The organism is Ruegeria sp. HKCCA5426, assembly GCF_013034585.1.
Classification (GTDB): Bacteria; Pseudomonadota; Alphaproteobacteria; order Rhodobacterales; family Rhodobacteraceae; genus Ruegeria.
This window is the reverse complement of sequence record NZ_WQGH01000005.1, coordinates 204,549-224,424: the sequence shown is the minus strand read 5'-3', so window position 1 is coordinate 224,424 and position 19,876 is coordinate 204,549. Positions and strand designations below refer to the sequence as shown.

Below are 19,876 nucleotides of genomic sequence, written 5' to 3'. Positions count from 1 at the left end.
TGAGGTCCCGCCTCACCCCGCACTTTCACTTCAGCCAGGAAGTTTGCCCGTCAAGACGTACCGCAGCACGTCAACAACTTGCGCGGGCTGCTCGGCAACTGCCAGCGCAGCGGCGTCCACCTCTTTCAGGGCGTGCTGGTGATCGGGGCCGTGCAATACGATCAGGGACTTGCCCAAAGCCGCAGCATACCCTGCGTCGAACGCTGCGTTCCACTGCTTGTACTTCTCGCCAAACCGCACCACGACAACGTCAGCATCGGCGATCCCCTTGCGCGTGCGAATAGCGTTTACCATCGCGCCCTTATGGTCATGCCAGTATTTGTTCGACTCGGCACCCAGAATGGCCACCCCGCAATCGTCGCTGGCATCGTGGTCTGTCACGGGGCTGTTGAACGTAATATCCAACCCTTTTGCGCCTTCGATGATCTGCTCACGCCAGTCGGTGTGAATCTCTCCGGACAGGTAAACGCTCAGGCTCATGGAACTCTCCTTGCTGGTTGGCGCGACCCTAGTGCGAATTCCTTGGCAACCCAAGGGGTCGCAACGTCATAGGTTCGGCAAAAAAAGCGCGCCCGAAGGCGCGCCCTGAACTTCGATTGCAGACTGGCTTAACCGCGCAGCGTTCCACCGGTCGCCTTGGTAACCTTGGCGATGATCTTCTGGGCGGCCGCCTCGATATCTTCTTCCTTGAGCGTCTTGTCAGTCGGCTGAAGGCGAACAGTAATGGCAAGGGATTTCTTGCCCTCACCGACGCTGCCACCGATGAATTCGTCAAAGACACGCACATCCTCGATCAGTGCCTTGTCCGCACCTGCGGCTGCATTGACCACAGTCAGTGCCTCGACACTTTCGTCTACGACAAAGGCAAAATCCCGCTCGACCGCTTGCAGGTCACGCAGTTCTAATGCCGCTCGGGTCGCGCCGGACTTACGGGGCAGAGGCACCTCATCCGGCCATATGGTAAAGGCCATCGCCGGGCCTTTGATATCCATCGCCTGCAGGATACGCGGGTGCAGTTCACCAAACACACCCAACACCTTTTTCGGACCCAGACAGATTCTACCGTGACGGCCCGGATGCCACCACGCATCGCCATCGCGCAGAATCTGAACCTTGGCGGGCGCACCAACGGCTGCAAGCACAGCCTCGGCATCTGCTTTCACGTCGAACAAGTCGACGGGGCGTGACGCACCATGCACATCTTTTGGCCCGTCGCGGCCGACCAGCAGACCGGAAATCTGAGTTTTCTGATCCCCCGGTTCGCCATCATGGAAGACAGGGCCGACCTCGAACAGGGCCACATCTGCATATCCGCGCGCCTGATTGCGCGCCGCAGCCTGCAACAGACCGGGCAGAAGACCGGGGCGCATATGGCTCATCTCGGACGAGATCGGGTTTTCCAACTGGGTCGCCTCATCACCGCCACCGAACAGCGCTGCCGACGTTTGATCAATGAACGTGTATGACACGCACTCATTATACCCCAAGGCCGCGCAGGTACGGCGCGCCATGGATTGACGGCGCTGTGTGGGCGTCATCACCGGTTTGGGGATACCATCCGTGATACGCGGCAGCGGCTTGCCTTTCAGCTTGGTCAGGGACGCAATCCGCGCGACCTCTTCCACCAGATCGGCTTCACCCATGATATCGGGGCGCCAACTAGGAACATGGGCCATCTCGCCCTCAAGGCGGAACCCCAGACGGGTCAGGGTCTGGCGCTGCTCGCTTTCGGGAATATCCATCCCGACCAGAGACTGCACCCGTGCCGCATCCAGCTTGTAGGCACGCGCATGGTTCGGTGCTTTGCCTGCTTCGACAACGGACGAAACCTCGCCCCCGCAGATATCCAGAATCATCTGCGTTGCCTGCTCCAGCCCTTCGCGAGTGTAGTCCGGATCAACGCCACGTTCGAACCGATAACGCGCGTCCGAGTTGATCTTGAGCGCACGACCGGTCAGGGCGATCTGCACATGATCCCAGAACGCGCTTTCGAGGAAGACATTCACTGTCTCTTCGGTACAACCGGTTTCCTCGCCACCCATGATGCCAGCGATAGATTCCGCGCCCTTGTCGTCCGAAATCACCATCATGCCGGGCTGCAAAGTGTATTCTTTTTCGTCCAGCGCCACCAGCTTTTCGCCGCCCTTGGCGCGGTGAACCCGCAGGTTGCCCTGCACCTTGTCCGCGTCAAACACATGCAACGGGCGGTTCTGGTCAAAGGTCATATAGTTGGTGATATCCACCAGAGCCGAAATCGGACGCAACCCAATCGCCTTCAACTGATCCTGCAACCATTGCGGGCTGGGTCCATTCCTGACCCCGCGGATCACCCGTCCAGTGAAATGAGGCGCACCGTCGAGCGTGTCTTCGTCAATCGTCACCTTGATCGGGCTTTCGAAATCGCCGGGTACAGGCGTATAGTCACGCTGCTTCAGCGTCCCCACACCCCGCGCGGCCAGATCGCGCGCAATCCCCGCCACACCAAGCGCATCGGGGCGGTTCGGCGTGATCGCGATCTCGATCATCGGGTCGACCTTCGAGGGTTCATTCTCGGCCAGCCAGTCCACGAACGTGTCACCCACCTCGCCCGAGGGCAGCTCGATAATGCCGTCATGTTCGTCCGACAGCTCCAGTTCGCGCTCGGACGCCATCATGCCAAAGCTTTCGACGCCGCGAATCTTGCCGACGCTGATGGTGATATCCAGACCAGGGATATACATGCCCGGCTTGCAGACAACGACCGTGATCCCTTCGCGGGCATTGGGCGCACCGCAGATGATCTGCAAATCGCCCTCATCGGTTTCCACGGTGCACACACGCAGCTTGTCCGCGTCGGGGTGCTTCTCGGCATGTTTCACATGGCCCAGCGTAAAGCCTGCCAGCCGGTCCGCCGGGTTCACGATCTCTTCGACCTCAAGGCCAAGGTCGGTCAGCGCCTCGGCGATCTCATCAACCGACGCATCCGTATCGAGGTGGTCTTTCAGCCAGGACAGAGTGAATTTCATTGCAGCGGGCTTTCTTGGGCAATCATCCGTTTGGCACAGGCAATGGCAAAGATTGCGCCAAGGTGCAAGCGCTGCGCGCTACGGATAGGTGGGGGTGCGGCCCAAAAGCTCGTCCAATTGCCAGCCGATCCAGCCATGCGGAATGAAATGTCCGCCCGGATGCGTGTCCAGCACCACCTGCCCCTGCGCGCAATCGGTCCATTCCGTGCGGCTGAGCGTCAGGAACGGCTTCACGCTCCAATCCCCGCGCGGGGTCGCGCCGTTGCAATTGTACTTCTCGCGCCACAGCGCCACCGGATAGGTCGTGTCCCCATCGGGGCCGAGCGGGAAATCCATCACCGTATCATCCAAGCCATGCACATGCCGCACCTCACGCGGAGCTTCGGGGCAGATTTCCGTCTGACGGATCGAGCCGGCAACGGCCAGCAGCGCCGCCATGTCATTACCCGACTGACACACAAAGCGCCACGCCATCGCACCGCCATAGGAATACCCCGAGACATAGATGCGGTCCGGGTCCACCGGATAGCGATTGGCCACATCCTCTAGCACCCGATCGGCAAACGGGACATCCCCGGTATCCGCCGACCAGAAATTCCAGCTTTTGCCCAAGCCGTTCGGGGCCACCAGCAACACACCCCGCAGCTTCGTGGCCCCCGCGATCCGTTCATGGTTCACCACTACGGTGCCCTGCCGCGACCATCCGTGAAAATGCAGCAGCACCGGCAGAGGACTTTCCCCATCCCATCCATCCGGCTCCAGCACATGATACGAGCGGTCCCCGACCTCACAGGCGGTATCGCCATGGCAATCGGATTTCCAAGGTCCCATGGCGAGCGCCGGGGTTGCGGTCATCAAGAGGAAAAGCAGTCGATAGATCATAGGCCAGAGCCTAGTCACCTGACACGCGGTGTCACATAAAATATTGGTGTAGGCCGGGCTTCAGCCCGGCACCCATCCGAACCAAATGGCGGGCTAAAGCCCGGCCTACAATCAACGCAGCGCCAAGCCGTACAATTCTACTTTCTCTTCTTTGTCCCGCGCTGCACTCGCAAAATTCGCAATTTTTCTTCCTGTCGCGGCCTCACTTGCATGCTGAAACGAACGTAAGCGGCCCAAATACCTGGGCAAACCGCTACAAGAAGGACAAAACCCATCAACACAGCGCTGGAACCTGCAATAGAAACAGCCACTCGTGTAACTATCACAATCCCAAACGCTAGACCCAAAAGCCAACGTAAGGGAGCATGTGAAACCCGATCGTCCCAACAATCCAAGTAACGGGCCAGATACAGTCCCAGCGGATATATTTACCGCGACAAACCACCATGCAGGTTCGGCATATCCAGCGCCGCGAACCCGTAGTGGCGCAGCCAGCGCAGATCGCTATCAAAGAACGCCCGCAGATCAGGAATGCCGTATTTCAGCATCGCCAGACGGTCGATCCCGATCCCGAACGCAAAACCCTGATAGACCTCAGGATCAATGCCACCGGCGGCGATCACCTTGGGGTGGACCATGCCGGAACCCAGAATTTCCATCCAGTCGTCGCCCTCGCCGATCTTTAGCTGGCCGTTATCCCACGAACAGCGGATATCAACCTCAGCCGACGGCTCGGTGAAGGGGAAGTGCGAGGCGCGGAAGCGCAGTTCGACATCGTCGACTTCGAAGAACGCCTTCACGAACTCTTCCAGAACCCATTTCAGGTTCGCCATCGAGATGTCTTTGTCGATGGCCAACCCCTCGACCTGATGGAACATCGGCGTGTGGGTCTGGTCGTAGTCGGCGCGGTACACACCGCCCGGACAGATCACGCGGATCGGCGCGCCCTGTTTCTCCATCGAGCGTATCTGCACCGGAGACGTATGCGTTCGCAGCACATGCGGCGCGCGATTGTCACCCTCAGCGCGGTGCATGTAGAACGTATCCATCTCGGCCCGTGCAGGGTGGTGGCCGGGGATGTTCAGCGCGTCGAAGTTGTACCAGTCGTCTTCAATGCGCGGCCCTTCGGCCACCGAGAAACCCAGTTCAGCAAAGATCGCAGTCAGTTCCTCGGTCGCCTGACTGACCGGGTGGATCGACCCCTGTCGGCGCGCGCGGGTCGGCAGGGTCACGTCCAGCCATTCAGTGCGCAGGCGTTCGTCCAGCGCGGCATCGGCCAAAGCCGCCTTTTTCGCGGACAGGGCCGAGTTGATCTCGTCCTTCAAAGCGTTCAGCGCAGGGCCTGCGACCTGACGTTCCTCGGGCGTCATCTTGCCCAGTTCGCGCATTTTTAGCGCGACCTCGCCTTTTTTGCCCACGGCCGCGACGCGGATCGCCTCAAGCGCGTTCTCGTCGCCTGCCTTGGCGATCTGCCCCAGATATTTTGCCTTAAGATCGTCCATGACGCTTCCTGAACCTGGCCTCTGACTGATGTTCAGGACCTGCTATCACAGCGACGCGCGAAAGCAAGAGGGGGCCGGTGCGCTTTCAAATCGACCGCAGCGCGATTGCCTCGGCCTTGCGCTGTACGGGCCGTGATGTCGCGCCATAGCTGCCAGGATGGTCGCGCAATTCGGGAAACAGCGCGAAAAGTTCATCCGCCGTGTCAGCACCAAGCCCCTTTAGCCCTTCACCCCCTGGAAAAAAACTCTCAGAAATCAAGCCAGAGGTTGAGACAAGCTGATGGCGATCAAACATCAGATGCACATAGCGCACGATATCGCAGGGCGCAGAGGCGATCGTTTTGCCATTGGTCAAAGCGCTGGCGGCGATCAGAACGTCGTCCTCGCCAAACAGCAATTGCGCCTGCCAGCCAGAAATCAGCAACCGATGTTGGGGTGAGACAAGGATGTCGCGCTGCGCGCCCAAGGTGCCGGCCTGAATCCGAACAGGGGCAAACCGGCCGTTGCCCCTGACCGTCTGCCCTCCGACCCACCGCACCGGGCACGCACCGTCGTCAACCGTCAAAACCAGATCGCCCGGCCGCAGCGTTTCAACCCGACGCGGGCCGTCCGGTGTCTCCACAAGCGCACCCGCCACAAAACAGGCCGCACCGCTGTCACCCGGCGAAAGAGGCGCGTTAACCTGCGTATCAGGGTCTGGCTGATTAAACTGAATAGACGTCGTCGTCTGACCCGGATTTGTCAAAACCGGCAGGTTTTCCGAGGTCGCACCAGCAGCGGCCCCATCCAAAGCCAGAATATTCTGCGTCCCGCGACCGATGTCGTAAAAGTCGATCACTTCGTTCGTCGCGGTGTTGGTGAGCGCATAAGCCTCAAAAATGTTCGGACCACCGCCGTTAGGATCGGTAAGCAGGATCGGGAAATCGTCCGCCGAGATCACAAAGACCTGCTCGCCGTTGTCAGGGTCGGTAAAGACCTGAACAGACGGGTCATCAAGCGGAATTTCTATGCCGACCGTACCATTGGCCTGATAAAAGGACACCGTGAAATCCGATGGGTCCTCGGACGGGCTGAGCGAGACTTCCAGAAACTCGGCCACGCCTGTTTGCGCGGCATACGCGTTCGAATAATGTAGTTCACTGATACGAGCCATATGTCCACCGACACACAAAGGTTTGTCGGGACTATACCCTCAAAACCAAAAACCGAACCTTAATACACATGAGATTTGGACCGGGGATCACTCATTTGCAACAATCCGGCGATCGGCGTGACGGCAATCAATAGCTGTATTCGGGATAAATCCGGGTCAGATCGCCGTTCCAGTCGCCATTGTAGTGATCCAGCAACTCGTCCGCGGGGACTTTGCCTGTCTCGATGCTGTCCTTCAGAGCGTTCAGAAAATGGGTCTCATCCGGAACCAACCCGCCAGCGCCGGGCAAGGCGCGGGACTTCAGGCCAGACTCGGCAATCGAAACAACTTCGCGCGCAAGATCGTGCATGTTGATGTTTCCGACCCGTGCCTGCAGGCCATCTTTAGCGGCCTCGACGCGTAAGGATTCGCGCGTTTCAGCGTCCCATCCTTTGACCAGATCCCACGCGGCATCCAGCGCACCCTGATCATAGGTCAGACCCACCCAGAAGGCAGGCAACGCACACAGCCGACGCCAAGGGCCGCCATCTGCGCCGCGCATCTCCATGAACTTCTTGATCCGCGCTTCGGGGAAGGCGGTCGTCAGGTGATCGGCCCAATCCGACAGGGTTGGCGTTTCACCGGGCAGCGCGGGTAGTTTGCCCTGCAGGAAGTCGCGGAAGGACATGCCCAGCGCGTCGATATACTGCCCATCGCGATAAACGAAGTACATCGGCACATCGAGCGCGTATTGCACGTAACGCTCGAACCCGAAGCCTTCTTCGAACACGAAAGGCAGCATTCCGGTCCGCGCATCGTCCAAATGCCGCCAGATATAGCTGCGCCAGCTTTTCTGGCCGTTCACCTTGCCCTCGAAGAACGGCGAGTTCGCAAACAGTGCGGTCGCCACCGGCTGCAACGCCAGCGCCACACGCAATTTCTGCACCATGTCGGCCTCGGACCCAAAGTCGATATTGACCTGAACCGTACAGGTGCGCCGCATCATGGCGCGCCCCATGGTGCCAACCTTTTCCATATAGTCGTTCATCAACCGATAGCGGCCCTTGGGCATCAACGGCATCTCGTCATGGGTCCAGATGGGGGCCGCGCCCAGTCCGATGAACCCCACGCCGATCTCGTCGGCAATATCCTTCACCTCGCGCAGGTGGGTGTTCACCTCATCGCAGGTCTCGTGGATGGTCTCGAGCGGAGCGCCCGACAACTCCAGCGCACCACCAGGTTCAAGGCTGACATTCGCGCCGTCTTTCTCAAGCCCGATCAAGTGACCCGCTTCGCGCACCTCGGCCCAGCCATGGCGGTCGCGCAGACCTTCCAGCACAGCCACGATCGAGCGTTTGCCTTCAAACGGCAGCGGTTTCAGAGTGTCCTTGCAATAGCCGAACTTCTCATGCTCGGTCCCGATACGCCAATCGGACTTGGGCTTGCAGCCCGATTCCAGATATTCGGCAAGTTGTTCGTGGCGTTCGATCGGCCCGCCGCCGGACTGGGGGATGGACATGAACCGCTCTCCGATCCTGATGTGTCTGTCTTTCGGTCAGTCGTGCGGTGAAATGCCGCCAGTGTCAATGCAGCCGAAGATGTGGCGGGCGCATCGGGTTACGCTCCCATATGACCACCGGATGCACGCCTCCGCTGTTCAGTTCCGCCAGCATTGCTTCGGTTTTAAGCCCCGGCAAAGCCGAGAAAACGTCGAACAACGCCTCGGCCCCTTCTGCATTCACAGGAATGTGAAGCGCAGGCTGACCCGGCTGATCCAGAACCCAATGCGCAGGGTTCGAGGTCGGGTCCAATGCCAGCCGCTCGATTTCACGTGCAGCGACGATGCCACCATCCAACGGGCCAAGATAGGTGATCTGCCCTTCGTCAATAGTAACAACGCCGGGTCCGCCTGCTCCGGTTCTGAACCGCGCGCGTTGAATACCGACCACAGTCAACGCCGCGGCGACAATCACCAGCACCCACCCCAACCAGCCAAGCAGGCCCCCGGGGCCGCTGATCCAACTGAGTCCGACCAACAGAACCACACCGGCCGCCAGCACCTCGCGCCAGCGCCACAGGGTCAGTTTGGCTTCGGGTCGGATGAAACTCATGCCGGGTCCTTTGGGGTCTTGAACAGGATTAGGGAGTACTGACCTGCGGGTTTAAATCCGATTGCGATATAAGCACGCGCAGCGGAATCGGAAGCCGCAAAAAGAACAGCGCGGGTTACACCCGCCGCCCTAGCCTCAAGCAGGTGCAGCGCGACGGCCAATTTCGCATAGCCGCATCCGCGCAAGGTAGGCGGGGTATAAACGCCACCGATTTGCACCACTTCGGGCAATCGCGCATTGAATCCCGTCATTCCCACAGGCTGACCAGAAACCAGCAAAGCCCGGTGAGAATCGCGTTCGACATAGGCGGCAACGTCTTTCTTTGACTGGTTTTGCGCGCGATCCTCGTCGAAATCCATCGCTTCGGTCAGGTAGCTCTGACGCCAGCCCTCGGCAATCTCGCGATCCACATCACCCAGCGGCACTAGCGTGGCGCCGGACGTATCGGGCAAGACGATGTGGTTCAGATCCAGTGTGAAGCCCGGTTCGTCACTGTTCATGGTCGCAGGCCGATTATCCCACCCCGCCAAATGCATGAATCGGCGGGCCTGCGTTGCCTCGGCCGCCAGACCGAACAATGCGCGACCCCGGATCAACTCTATCGCTTCTAAAAGCTCGGCATCGCTGCAATCAGGGCATTGCGGCAGCACCATACCCTCGTTCGTGATGGCAAGAATGGCACGCGGACTATCGCCCAATGCCCAGACATTCAACGCGCGCGGGGCACACCCCCGCAAACCAAAATCACGCAAATTGGCCAGAGGAAACATCGATGTCTGAATGTGTTTCGACAGAAACCGGTCGATCATTGGCACGTCTTCTTGTCGCGCCTGCCGCCACGTCACGTCCAATCCCCCAGCGCCTGCTGCCACATTGTCAGCGCAGCAACCGCCGCCGTATCCGCCCGCAGGATGCGTGGGCCCAGACTGACCACATGCGCAAAGGGCAACCCAGACAGGCGCGAGCGTTCCCGATCGGAAAACCCTCCTTCGGGCCCTATGAGGATAGCCCAGGGCTGATCCTTTTCGTTCGCTGCCAGACGCAGGGCTGATCCCACCTCGGCCTCGTCACAGAACATCAGTTGGCGACCGTCGGGCCATGCATCCAGCACACGGTCCAGACGCTGCAGGTCGGCGACTTGGGGTACATAAGTCCCGCCGCATTGCTCAGCGGCTTCGACCGCGTGGGCCTGCAGGCGGTCCTGTCGGATACGTTCGGAATTAGTGAATTCGGTCTGGACGGGCAGGATGCGCGCGGCACCCATCTCGGCCGCCTTTTCGACAATGAAATCGGTCCGTGCTTTTTTGATCGGCGCAAAAAGCAGCCACAGATCAGGCGGCAGTTGCAAAGGTTTGGACTGTTTCAAACAGGTCAGCACCCCGCCGCGTTTTCCGGCCTGCACGACCTGGGCCAGCCACTCTCCGTCCTGGCCGTTGAACAGCGCCACGTGCCCGCCCACGGCCAGACGCATGACGCCGAAAAGGTAATGCGCCTGCTCGCGCGTCAAATCAACGGATTGCCCCGGACCCAGAGGGTGCTCTACATACAGTCTGATCTTTGCACTCATGAGACGTTACATATGCTAGGCAACGCCCCAACACCAGACGGTCAGGTCGCCGATGCGGTATCCGGCAACTGGGTCGATACACACGCGCCCGCTTTCGCCCGGCCATACTTGCGCCTGAGCCGTGCAGACCGGCCCATCGGCACATGGCTATTGCTGATCCCCTGCTGGTGGGGTCTGGCGCTGGCGATCCTGAGCGACGGCAATCCGCGTTTTGAAGATCTTTGGATCGCTGTCGCCTGTGCCATCGGTGCGTTCCTGATGCGGGGCGCGGGCTGCACATGGAATGATATCACCGACCGAGAATTCGATGCTCAGGTCGAACGCACCCGGTCGCGACCCATTCCTTCGGGACAAGTCAGTGTGCGGCAGGCTGCGTTCTGGATGGTGCTGCAATGCCTTTTGGCGTTGATGATCCTGCTGACCTTCAATCGGGCCGCCATAGCAATGGGCGTGCTGTCTCTGCTTCCTGTAACGATCTACCCTTTCGCCAAACGCTTCACTTGGTGGCCGCAGGTGTTTCTGGGCCTCGCGTTCAATTGGGGCATCCTTCTGACTTGGGCCGCGCATACGGGAACAGTCAGCGTTCCCGCAATCACGCTGTATCTGGCAGGCATCGCGTGGACGTTGTTCTATGACACGATCTATGCCCATCAGGACGCCGAAGATGACGAGCTGATCGGCATCAAATCCACCGCCCGTCTATTTGGTGAGAACACGGCGAAATGGCTGAAATACTTCCTTGTCGCAACCGTCGCGTTAATGGGCCTTGCGATCATCGACGCAGCAACGGCACAGGCGTCGACCCTTGCACTGTTCGTGGCTCTTTTCGGTCCTTGGGCGATGGGATGGCATATGGCGTGGCAGTTGCGCGGATTGGACACGGATGACAACGCCAAGCTGCTGCAATTGTTCCGCGCCAATCGGGACACCGGCCTTATTCCGCTGATCTTCCTTGGCGTCGCGTTGCTGGTCTGATTGCACCTCGGCGCAGGCCTCTGTAAGAGTGCTGCTCAATCACCCGAGGAGTCGATTGCCCGCACATGCGCCTGCCCTATTTCATCGCCGTTGCCCTGATTTTCCTCGTGTCAGCCGGAGTATCCCTGCTGGCGGCCAGTTACGCGGTGACAAAGGTCGAAGAGGCATCCGAATTCGCAGTGCGGCGCGAGCTGGACCTTAAAGGCCATGACTGGGCCGAAGTTGAATCCGACGGCCTGCGAGTCATCCTGACCGGAACCGCACAGGATGAGGCCGCCCGTTTCAACGCATTAACAGCCGCAGGGACCGAAGTTGATACGTCGCGCGTCATTGACGAGATGCAGGTTGAAGCGACGCGTCAATTGGCTCCACCACGCTTTTCCGCAGAAATCCTGCGCAACGACAGCGGCATTTCGGTTATTGGCCTCATACCTGCCAGCCAGGACCGGGACGCGTTGGTAGACCGGCTTCGCAATCTGGATGGCGGCAAGGTCTCGGACCTGATGGAAACCGCAGACTATCCAAAGCCGAAAGGCTGGGAAGAAGCGTTAAACTATTCGGTTGAGGCTCTGGCGCGTCTGCCGCGCGCCAAAATCTCGGCCAGCCCCGGACTGGTCAAGATCACGGCCATCGCAGACAGCCAGCAGGAAAAAGAGCAACTGGAACAGGACTTGACCCGGGCAGCTCCCCCTAGCCTGCGCATCGGGCTGTCCATTTCAGCCCCAAGACCGGTGATCACGCCTTTCACCCTGCGTTATTTGATTGATGAGTCCGGCGGGACCTTTGATGCGTGCTCGGCGCAAGACGAAGAAGCGCGCGACACGATAATCCAAGCGGCGCAAGGCGCTGGTCTGACGGGTCCGTATTCCTGCACGATCGGGCTGGGTGTGCCATCGCCCCGCTGGCCCGAGGCTGCATCTCTGGGCATTCGCGCGCTGGCGGAAATTGGTCAGGGTTCAATCACAATTTCGGATGCTGATGTAACCCTAGTCGCCGCCGAAGGCACCAATCCCGCGCTTTTTGACAGGATCGTAGGCGAGCTTGAGGCCGCTCTGCCCGGTGTTTTCGCCTTGCACGCCGTATTGCCGGAACCGACCGAAGACGCACCTGCAGGTCCGACAGAGTTCTCCGCAACACGCAGCCCTGAAGGTCTGGTGCAGATGCGCGGCCGTTTGGGTGACGAAGCGGCGCGCGACATGGTCGACAGTTTCGCACGGGCGGCTTTTGGGTCTGAACAAGTTTATACCGCCACGCGGATTGCCCCCGATCTACCGTCAGACTGGCCTGTGCGCGTGCTGGCCGGGCTCGAGGCGCTGTCTCACCTTCACAATGGCGCGCTAACGGTAACGCCGGATGATGTTGTCCTGAGCGGCATCAGTCACGATCCCGAGTCCAAGGCCCGCATCGCCGGTCTGCTGTCTGAAAAACTGGGGGACGCGCAGGACTATACTCTGTCCATCACCTATCAAGCACCCCCTGAACCAGAAGACACGCTGCCGGACCCCGAAATGTGTGAGGAGCAGATCGCGGAAATTCAGGCAGCAACCAAAATTGCCTTCGAGCCGGGCTCGGCCACGATTGCGTCAGACTCGCGCGATACTGTGAACCAAATTGCCGACATTTTGCGAGAGTGCGGACCAATTCGGATGGAAATTCAGGGCCATACCGACAGTCAGGGCCGCGAAGAGATGAACCAGCAACTCAGCCAGGCGCGGGCACAGTCCATTCTGAACGAATTGCGCGGCCGCCGGATTCCAACCGGCAGCTACTCGGCCGTCGGCTATGGTGAAACCCAGCCCATCGCAGATAACGACACCGAAGAAGGCCGTGAGGAAAACCGTCGGATCGAGTTCCGACTGATCCGACCCGAACCTGTCGCCAATTCCGAAACCGGGCTTGAGGCGATGGAAGCCACGACAGGCGACTCGGAAGACGCGCAGCCAGAAGCCGAAAATACCGGCGCAGAGGAACAGTAAGTTGAACAGAATCGAATTCATCATCGCCACCGCCGTTATCCTGTTTGCGGCATTCTGCATGGGCTGGTTCGCGAACTGGCTTGCGCACCGCCTGTCGCGTGTGCGTCAAAGCGATGTGGCCGATCTGGACCGCATGAGTCAGGAATTGCACGAAGCCGAAGAGACCCGCGATCAGGCGATTACCTACCTGCAACAGCGTGAAGCGGAACTGACCAACCAACTGACGCAGGCCGAGGCGGAATTGTCCGCAGCCATGGATGGCCTGCGCGCTGCACGTCAAGAGGCCGAGGAACTGCGGGGCCGTATCAACAACGCGGACTGACCTACCACCGGGTCAGCGCGTCTTCATCCTCGTCCTTGGCGGCCACCCAATCGGCCCCATCCGACGTGATTTCCTTTTTCCAAAAGGGTGCGCGGGATTTCAGGTAGTCCATCAGAAATTCTGCAGCCTCGAACGCATCCTTGCGGTGCGGTGCGGCGGTTGCCACCATCATGATCCGATCCCCCGGAGCCAGTCGCCCGTGGCGGTGGATGACAAGGACATCACCCAGTGACCAGCGGCTTTGCGCCTCTTCCGCGATCTTGGTCAGGGCACGTTCGGTCATGCCGGGATAATGTTCAATCTCCATGACATCCAAATCGGCCGCAGCCAGATCACGGACAACGCCGGTAAATGTCACAATCGCCCCGTTTGCGGCATCACTCGCGGCAAAGGCGTTGGCTTCGGCCCCCAGATCAAACGCCTCTTCCTGAACCACGATACGCATGGATTAGCCGCCGGTCATGGGAGGGAAGAACGCGACTTCACGAACCCCGGCAAGCGGCGCGTCAAAGTCCGAAAGCTCCTGATCGAGCGCCACGCGCAGCGCCGAAAGATCAGCAAAGGCCGCGGCATAGCGATCCTCGCGCGCGCTGAGTTCCGCGACCAGATCGGAAACGGTCGCGGCTTCGGTTTCCACCCGCTCTTTCGGCAGGCCAATGCGTTCGCGCACCCAGGCGAAATACAGCACGTCCATCGCTTAGCTCTCCTTCAGATGGGGCATGGCTTTACGTAGGTAGTCGTAGCCCGTGATCAATGTCAGGGTCGCTGCGATCCACAGCAGCCACAATCCGATCCGGCCCGACCAGAACATCCCTTCAAGGTGCCAGCGGATGTTATTTACATCACCTACCTGTCCAGTCAGAACCTGATCAATGGTCGTAGGATCCATTCCGAACGTGGACATCACAAAGTTATGCTCGAATATCCCTTGCGAAAACAAGATAGCGATCGCAACCATCTGCGCGGTGGTCTTCCACTTGGCCAGCTTAGTCACTTTCAGCGTCCCCGCCACATCGCCCAGATATTCGCGCAGGCCCGAGACAAACACCTCGCGGAACAGGATCACGGTTGCGGGCAGTACCAGCCACGGCGTCCAGTGTTCGGTGGAATATCCAACAAGGATCATCAGCGCGATCACCACCATTGCTTTGTCAGCAATCGGGTCCAGCATTGCACCAATCTTGGTTTCCTGTTTCCACGCCCGCGCCAGATAGCCATCAAACCAGTCGGTGATTGCGGCAGACAGGAACAGGATCAGGGCAAACCAGTCCGCATAGGGTCGGGTGAAATACAGAAACATCACGGCCAGACCGGGGGCCGCAAGCAGGCGAAGAACGGTCAGAATATTGGGCAAGTTCCACTTCATGACCCGACCCTACATCGCCGGTTCAGGACATAAAAGGTGGCCCATCGAAAATCTGACCCGATCACAGGTAGTTGTGGCGCCCGGGGTCAAAGGGTCGCAACCCCGAATGCGCGGCTTGGCGCGCGGGGGCTTTGCGGTCAGATTGGCGCGCGGTCCAGACAGAGCAAAACATGACACAGCACATTCAAACCGATCCCCGATCCAACCTGATCGGCAGCGCGTGGATGATCGCAGCGATGGCGCTGTTCGCGCTAGAGGATGCGCTGATCAAGGCCGCCTCGGCGGCGATTCCGATCTGGCAGGTGCTGGTGCTGTTTGGCGCAGGCGGTGCGGTGATCTATGCGGCGGTGGCCCTGCTGCGTGGCACGCGGCTGTTTCAGGCCGATGTGCTGTCGCGCCCCATGAAAGTACGTGTGGTGTTCGAAATTCTGGGGCGGCTGTTCTATGTGCTAGCCATCGCACTGACGCCGCTTTCATCCGCCACGGTGATCTTGCAAGCCACGCCTCTGGTCGTTGTCGCGGGGGCCGCGCTGGTCTTTGGCGAAACCGTCGGCTGGCGGAGGTGGAGCGCCATTCTGGTCGGCCTGATCGGCGTCGTGATCATCATTCAACCGACCGGAGACAGCTTTTCGCCCCTGTCCATCCTTGCGGTGCTGGGGATGCTGGGGTTCGCGGGCCGTGATCTGGCCAGCCGCGCCGCGCCTGCGTCTCTGGGGACCGAGGTGCTGGGGTTCTACGGTTTCCTCTGCATCATCATCGCCGGGCTGGCCTATCGGTTTTGGGAGGGGACACCGATACAGCCCCTTACCCCGCATGTCAGCCTGCACATGACAGGCGCAATCGTGATGGGCGTCTTGGCTTATGCCTCGCTGATGAAGGCGATGCGCACAGGCGAGGTCTCATCCGTCACGCCCTTCCGCTATTCCCGGCTGTTGTTCGGGATCGGGCTGGGCGTGGTCATGTTTGGTGAGCGGCTGGACCAGACCATGTGGATCGGGTCGGCGCTGATCGTGGCCTCGGGCCTCTATATCCTGTGGCGCGGACGGCGAGCCTAGCCCTTGTCATGGAAGAAATCATAGACCTTCTGCGCCAACCCGGCTGAGATCCCCTCAACCGCTTTCAAATCCGCCAGGTTGGCCCGGCTGACCGCCTTGGCGCTGCCGAAATGAGTTAGCAACGCGCGTTTACGCGCCGCCCCGACGCCGGGGATTTCGTCCAGAGGCGTCGCCCCCACCGCCTTGGCACGTTTCGCACGATGGGTGCCGATGGCGAATCTATGCGCCTCATCCCGCAGGCGCTGGATGAAATACAGCACCGGATCGTTGCGTTTCAGCGCAAAGGTGCGCTGGCCGATGCGGTGGAATTCCTCTTTCCCGTGGTCGCGGTCCACGCCCTTGGCGACGCCGACCATCGGGACGTCTTCGACGCCGTGCTCGACCATGATCTCATGCACCGCGTTGACCTGCCCCGCGCCGCCGTCGATAAGCAGCAGGTCCGGCCACATACCCTTGTCGCGATCCGGGTCTTCTTTCAACAAACGGGTGAAACGGCGGGTTAGGACCTCTTTCATCATGCCAAAGTCGTCGCCGGGGGTCAGATCATCCCCACGGATGTTGAACTTGCGATAGGCGTTTTTCATGAACCCTTCGGGGCCCGCCACGATCATCCCGCCCACCGCATTGGTGCCCTGTATATGTGAGTTGTCGTAGACCTCGATCCGGCTTGGCGGGCTGTCCAGGTCAAACGCCTCGGCCACACCGCGCAGCAGCTTGGCCTGTGTAGCACTTTCCGACATGCGGCGGGCAAGCGACTCACGCGCGTTACGCAGGGCACCGGCGACCAGTTCCTGTTTCTCACCACGCTGCGGCACGAGGATTTCCACCTTACGCCCGGCTTTCTCAGCCAGCGCTTGCTCCATCAGGTCAGCGTTTTCGATCCCGTCCGACAGGATCAACTGACGCGGTGGCTCCTTGTTGTCGTAGAACTGACCGAGGAACGCCTCCATCACCTCGGCCGGGGACACATCCGCGCCAACCCGAGGGTAGAAATCCTTGTTCCCCCAGTTCTGGTTGGCGCGGATGAAGAACACCTGCACACAGGCCTGCCCGCTCTCCATATAGAGGCCAATCACATCCGCCTCGGCCACGCCGCGCGGGTTGATGCCTTGGGAGGTCTGTACCTGCGTCAGCGCCCGGATACGGTCGCGCAGGCTGGCCGCGCGCTCGAACTCCATCGCCTCGGAGGCGGCCATCATCTGTTCAGCCAGTTCTTCCTGCACCTTGGTCGACCGGCCCGACAGAAAGCGTTCTGCATCCTTGACGCTTTCGCCGTAATCGCTTTCCGAGATCAGCCCAACGCACGGCCCCGAACAGCGCTTGATCTGAAACAGCAGACAGGGCCGCGTGCGGCTATCGAACATGGAATCCGAGCAGTTGCGCAGCAAGAACGCCTTTTGCAGCTGGTTCAGCGTCCGGTTAACGGCACCCGCACTGGCGAAGGGGCCAAAATAGGCGCCCTTTTCTTTCTTCGCCCCACGATGCTTCTTGATTTGCGGAAACCCATGATCCTTGGCGACCAGAATGTTCGGAAAACTCTTATCATCGCGCAGCAGCACATTGTATTTCGGCTTGAGCTGCTTGATCAGGTTCTGTTCCAGCAGCAGCGCCTCGGTCTCGGTCCGCGTGGTCAGAAACATCATCGAGGCGGTCGCGGCGATCATCTTCTCGATCCGCCCCGAATGGCCGGGGCGCGTATAGTTCGACACCCGCGCCTTCAGGTTCCGCGCCTTGCCCACGTACAGAACCCGGCTGTCCGCATCCAACATCCTGTAAACGCCCGGAGAACTGTCCAGCGTTTTCACATAACGCTGTATACATTTGTATCCAGTGGCTTGGCCGTCGGGGTTCGATTCGTTCTGGGTGGTCATGAGTCCGAAATATGATTCCCTGACCATGGCTGCAATCTTAAGCGTCTCAATTCAAGAGAAAACAAATCCACGGTTTCTGTGGATAACTATGAAGATAAGTTTCCAAGGGTCTCGATTTTCCCTTGATTCATTAAGGATTCCTTGATTTGCACAAAAAATAGGCGCTATATTAACTACCTGTTTTTAAATGTAATTTTTTCATACACATGGCAAGTGTATGAAAAAAAAGACAATTTTGTAACGCGCAAGTAACGGAAATGCGAGCGGTGCAAAACTTGAGGCAAAGATGCCTATTCAACCCCCAAAACATCCGGAGTTTGCCATCCAAGATGCTGCCCGCCATCGACGCATAGTAACTGCCCGGTCACGGCATACGCGTCCAGAAAATATCCCAGCGCAGCGGTGATATCAGATGGGTTCGCGCCGCGTTCAAGCACGGTATTAGCGCGCTGCGACTTGAAGTGATCTTCGCTTTGCCTGTGGCCCTGCATCGTCGGGCCGGGGCCGATCGCGTTGACGCGGATCGCGGGGGTTAGGGCCTGCGCCGCCGTGCGGGTCAGCGCCCAAAGACCCATCTTGGCAATGGTGTAGGACATGAACTCGGGCGTCAGTTTACGGACACGCATATCAACCATGTTGACGATCAGGCCAACTGCCACGGGCTCTCCCGCATCGTCGGTATCCGGTTCCAGATCCTGCTCTGCCATTGCCTGAGTCAGAACGAAGGGCGCGCGCAGATTACTGTCCAGATGCCGATCCCAGCTTTCGCGGGTCGCCGTATGGATGTTATCATATTCAAAGATCGAGGCGTTGTTGACCAAACAGGTAATTGGCCCGTCCAAAGCCTCAGCCGCGCGAGGCAAAAGCGTCTGAACCTGCGCCTCGTCCAGCAGGTCGGCCTGCAATGCGATGGCCTTGCGACCCATGGCCTGAACCTCGGATACAACTTCGGCGGCAGGATCGGCAGAAGTCGCGTAATGCACAGCAACATCATACCCGCGTTGGGCCAGATACAAAGCCATGGCTCGGCCAAGGCGGATTCCTGCACCGGTTACCAACGCTCGGGTCATACGTGTTCCCTCTTAATCAAGTCACGCCAACAAAGAGATGACGTAGACCGCATAGAGCAGAGTCAATAACAGTCCCCACCCACGCGTGATGTCTTTTTTGAAGAACACAAACGGGATCAGCAACAGCGACGCGCCCAACATGACCCACAGATCGAACCGCAGGAATTCCTGATCAACCGGAATAGGCCCGACCAGTGTGGCGATGCCCACGATGGCCAGCAGGTTGAACATGTTCGAGCCGATCACATTGCCTAACGCAACGTCCGCCTGACGGCGCAGGGCGGCCATGACAGTCGTTGCCAATTCCGGCAGCGAGGTCCCGACCGCGACCAATGTCAGGCCGATGACGGTTTCGCTGACGCCATAGGTGCGCGCGATGACGGTCGCATTATCCACCAGCAGGTGCGCGCCCATCGGCAATCCGATCAGACCCAGAACCAAATAGATCGAGATCTTCCAATAAGGCATATCCGGGTCGGCTTCTTCCAGCCCGTCAAGCTCTTCATCGTCGGCGCAGGCTTCGCCGCAGGCCTTGCGGTGCGCGTGGGCCTCGCGGAACGCATTCCACAGAACAAGACCAAGCGCGGCCAGCAGGATCGCACCGCTGTACAAATTGAATATGCCACAGAAGGCCAGTCCGATGAAAAGAACCGAGGCCAGCAACATGAAGACATAGTTCTTGCGGCTGTCGCATTCACTGGTGTGCAGCGTCGCCAAAAACGCAGGCAGACCCAGCACTAAAAGGATATTGGCCGTGTTCGACCCCACCACATTCCCCAGCGCGATCCCCGGCGCATTTTCCTTGATGGCGCTGATGGCAATCAGCATTTCGGGGGCCGAGGTGCCAAAGGCCACGATTGTCAGACTGACGATCAGCGCGGGCACGCCCAGACGCAGGCTTAGGTTCACCGCACCACGCACCAACGCATCACCCGCCAACAGCAGGATCAGCAGCCCGAGGCCGGAAAGCAGCCATGCCGTCATGTACGGCCTCCTTTTTCGCAGGCGCAAGGACCTTTGCCGATCCTGAACCGCCCGCAGC

At 59.5% G+C, this 19,876-nt stretch carries 19 protein-coding genes; 4 read left to right on the top strand and 15 right to left on the bottom strand.

What is annotated here, in order from left to right; genetic code table 11:
• Positions 1-30: 30 nt before the first annotated feature.
• The 9 genes from GOV87_RS10515 to GOV87_RS10475 form a co-directional block, all read right to left on the bottom strand.
• Positions 31-480, bottom strand: coding sequence for a YtoQ family protein (locus GOV87_RS10515; RefSeq protein WP_171211720.1), 450 nt, complete (start codon positions 478-480; stop codon positions 31-33).
• Positions 481-608: 128 nt separating this feature from the next.
• Entirely contained in the window at positions 609-3,005 is a 2,397-nt protein-coding gene (gene pheT, locus GOV87_RS10510; protein ID WP_171211719.1) for a phenylalanine--tRNA ligase subunit beta, read from the bottom strand.
• Between the two features lie 78 nt (positions 3,006-3,083).
• Positions 3,084-3,887 (bottom strand): PHB depolymerase family esterase, encoded by an 804-nt coding sequence (locus GOV87_RS10505; RefSeq protein WP_171211718.1) that lies wholly within the window; start codon positions 3,885-3,887, stop codon positions 3,084-3,086.
• 428 nt (positions 3,888-4,315) lie between these two features.
• Positions 4,316-5,389: a phenylalanine--tRNA ligase subunit alpha gene (gene pheS / locus GOV87_RS10500; protein WP_171211717.1), complete on the bottom strand. Its 1,074-nt coding sequence runs from the start codon at positions 5,387-5,389 to the stop codon at positions 4,316-4,318.
• An 85-nt stretch (positions 5,390-5,474) separates the two neighbouring features.
• A complete protein-coding gene (locus GOV87_RS10495) occupies positions 5,475-6,542 on the bottom strand; it encodes a Hint domain-containing protein (protein WP_171211716.1) in 1,068 nt (355 codons plus the stop codon).
• 127 nt (positions 6,543-6,669) lie between these two features.
• Positions 6,670-8,040: a glutamate--cysteine ligase gene (locus tag GOV87_RS10490; RefSeq protein ID WP_171122737.1), complete on the bottom strand. Its 1,371-nt coding sequence runs from the start codon at positions 8,038-8,040 to the stop codon at positions 6,670-6,672.
• 64 nt (positions 8,041-8,104) lie between these two features.
• Positions 8,105-8,632: a hypothetical protein gene (locus GOV87_RS10485; RefSeq protein WP_171211715.1), complete on the bottom strand. Its 528-nt coding sequence runs from the start codon at positions 8,630-8,632 to the stop codon at positions 8,105-8,107.
• Positions 8,629-9,477, bottom strand: a complete 849-nt coding sequence (locus GOV87_RS10480; protein ID WP_371813489.1) for a GNAT family N-acetyltransferase — start codon at positions 9,475-9,477, stop codon at positions 8,629-8,631. Before GOV87_RS10480 ends, GOV87_RS10485 begins: the two co-directional genes overlap by 4 nt.
• Positions 9,474-10,199, bottom strand: a complete 726-nt coding sequence (locus GOV87_RS10475) for a 16S rRNA (uracil(1498)-N(3))-methyltransferase (RefSeq protein ID WP_171122743.1) — start codon at positions 10,197-10,199, stop codon at positions 9,474-9,476. The genes GOV87_RS10480 and GOV87_RS10475 overlap by 4 nt, the downstream gene beginning before the upstream one ends.
• A 12-nt stretch (positions 10,200-10,211) precedes the next feature.
• Here GOV87_RS10475 and ubiA point away from each other — a divergent pair, with 12 nt between their 5' ends.
• The 3 genes from ubiA to GOV87_RS10460 all read left to right on the top strand — a co-directional run bounded on the left by ubiA (position 10,212) and on the right by GOV87_RS10460 (position 13,472).
• The gene (ubiA, locus tag GOV87_RS10470; RefSeq protein WP_171211714.1) at positions 10,212-11,174 is read left to right on the top strand and encodes a 4-hydroxybenzoate octaprenyltransferase; all 963 of its coding nucleotides are present in this window, start codon (positions 10,212-10,214) and stop codon (positions 11,172-11,174) included.
• 65 nt (positions 11,175-11,239) lie between these two features.
• The gene (locus GOV87_RS10465; protein ID WP_171211713.1) at positions 11,240-13,150 is read left to right on the top strand and encodes an OmpA family protein; all 1,911 of its coding nucleotides are present in this window, start codon (positions 11,240-11,242) and stop codon (positions 13,148-13,150) included.
• A 1-nt stretch (position 13,151) separates the two neighbouring features.
• Entirely contained in the window at positions 13,152-13,472 is a 321-nt protein-coding gene (locus GOV87_RS10460; RefSeq protein WP_170387322.1) for a hypothetical protein, read from the top strand.
• A 1-nt stretch (position 13,473) separates the two neighbouring features.
• On the opposite strand, the gene GOV87_RS10455 is transcribed toward GOV87_RS10460, so the two are convergent.
• The 3 genes from GOV87_RS10455 to pgsA are packed head-to-tail and all read right to left on the bottom strand — an operon-like array spanning position 13,474 to position 14,838.
• On the bottom strand, positions 13,474-13,917 hold the full coding sequence (locus GOV87_RS10455; protein ID WP_171124299.1) for a molybdenum cofactor biosynthesis protein MoaE: 444 nt from the start codon (positions 13,915-13,917) through the stop codon (positions 13,474-13,476).
• A 3-nt stretch (positions 13,918-13,920) separates the two neighbouring features.
• Positions 13,921-14,166: a molybdopterin converting factor subunit 1 gene (gene moaD, locus GOV87_RS10450; protein ID WP_142635267.1), complete on the bottom strand. Its 246-nt coding sequence runs from the start codon at positions 14,164-14,166 to the stop codon at positions 13,921-13,923.
• A gap of 3 nt (positions 14,167-14,169) precedes the next feature.
• A complete protein-coding gene (pgsA, locus tag GOV87_RS10445; RefSeq protein WP_171122753.1) occupies positions 14,170-14,838 on the bottom strand; it encodes a CDP-diacylglycerol--glycerol-3-phosphate 3-phosphatidyltransferase in 669 nt (222 codons plus the stop codon).
• Positions 14,839-15,008: 170 nt separating this feature from the next.
• On the opposite strand from pgsA, the gene GOV87_RS10440 reads away from it, so the two are divergent.
• Positions 15,009-15,893 carry a DMT family transporter gene (locus GOV87_RS10440; protein WP_171211712.1) on the top strand — a complete coding sequence of 295 codons (885 nt, stop codon included), beginning with the start codon at positions 15,009-15,011 and terminating at the stop codon, positions 15,891-15,893.
• Here GOV87_RS10440 and uvrC read toward each other — a convergent pair.
• The 3 genes from uvrC to GOV87_RS10425 all read right to left on the bottom strand — a co-directional run bounded on the left by uvrC (position 15,890) and on the right by GOV87_RS10425 (position 19,818).
• A complete protein-coding gene (gene uvrC, locus GOV87_RS10435; RefSeq protein WP_171211855.1) occupies positions 15,890-17,764 on the bottom strand; it encodes an excinuclease ABC subunit UvrC in 1,875 nt (624 codons plus the stop codon). The two genes, GOV87_RS10440 and uvrC, sit on opposite strands and share 4 nt — an antisense overlap.
• Positions 17,765-18,054: 290 nt before the next feature.
• Positions 18,055-18,834, bottom strand: coding sequence for an SDR family oxidoreductase (locus tag GOV87_RS10430; RefSeq protein WP_171211711.1), 780 nt, complete (start codon positions 18,832-18,834; stop codon positions 18,055-18,057).
• 21 nt (positions 18,835-18,855) lie between these two features.
• On the bottom strand, positions 18,856-19,818 hold the full coding sequence (locus GOV87_RS10425; RefSeq protein ID WP_171211710.1) for a calcium/sodium antiporter: 963 nt from the start codon (positions 19,816-19,818) through the stop codon (positions 18,856-18,858).
• Positions 19,819-19,876: the final 58 nt, after the last annotated feature.

Bases quoted from the DNA above. Each gene is read 5' to 3' on its own strand.
- GOV87_RS10425 (WP_171211710.1), bottom strand. From the start codon at position 19,818: ATGACGGCATGGCTGCTTTCCGGCCTCGGGCTGCTGATCCTGCTGTTG.
- ubiA (WP_171211714.1), top strand. From the start codon at position 10,212: ATGCTAGGCAACGCCCCAACACCAGACGGTCAGGTCGCCGATGCGGTA.
- GOV87_RS10475 (WP_171122743.1), bottom strand. From the start codon at position 10,199: ATGAGTGCAAAGATCAGACTGTATGTAGAGCACCCTCTGGGTCCGGGG.
- GOV87_RS10490 (WP_171122737.1), bottom strand. From the start codon at position 8,040: ATGTCCATCCCCCAGTCCGGCGGCGGGCCGATCGAACGCCACGAACAA.
- GOV87_RS10495 (WP_171211716.1), bottom strand. From the start codon at position 6,542: ATGGCTCGTATCAGTGAACTACATTATTCGAACGCGTATGCCGCGCAA.
- GOV87_RS10430 (WP_171211711.1), bottom strand. From the start codon at position 18,834: ATGACCCGAGCGTTGGTAACCGGTGCAGGAATCCGCCTTGGCCGAGCC.
- uvrC (WP_171211855.1), bottom strand. From the start codon at position 17,764: ATGACCACCCAGAACGAATCGAACCCCGACGGCCAAGCCACTGGATAC.
- GOV87_RS10485 (WP_171211715.1), bottom strand. From the start codon at position 8,632: ATGAGTTTCATCCGACCCGAAGCCAAACTGACCCTGTGGCGCTGGCGC.
- GOV87_RS10465 (WP_171211713.1), top strand. From the start codon at position 11,240: ATGCGCCTGCCCTATTTCATCGCCGTTGCCCTGATTTTCCTCGTGTCA.
- GOV87_RS10505 (WP_171211718.1), bottom strand. From the start codon at position 3,887: ATGATCTATCGACTGCTTTTCCTCTTGATGACCGCAACCCCGGCGCTC.
- moaD (WP_142635267.1), bottom strand. From the start codon at position 14,166: ATGGACGTGCTGTATTTCGCCTGGGTGCGCGAACGCATTGGCCTGCCG.
- pheS (WP_171211717.1), bottom strand. From the start codon at position 5,389: ATGGACGATCTTAAGGCAAAATATCTGGGGCAGATCGCCAAGGCAGGC.
- pheT (WP_171211719.1), bottom strand. From the start codon at position 3,005: ATGAAATTCACTCTGTCCTGGCTGAAAGACCACCTCGATACGGATGCG.
- GOV87_RS10515 (WP_171211720.1), bottom strand. From the start codon at position 480: ATGAGCCTGAGCGTTTACCTGTCCGGAGAGATTCACACCGACTGGCGT.
- GOV87_RS10440 (WP_171211712.1), top strand. From the start codon at position 15,009: ATGACACAGCACATTCAAACCGATCCCCGATCCAACCTGATCGGCAGC.
- GOV87_RS10455 (WP_171124299.1), bottom strand. From the start codon at position 13,917: ATGCGTATCGTGGTTCAGGAAGAGGCGTTTGATCTGGGGGCCGAAGCC.
- pgsA (WP_171122753.1), bottom strand. From the start codon at position 14,838: ATGAAGTGGAACTTGCCCAATATTCTGACCGTTCTTCGCCTGCTTGCG.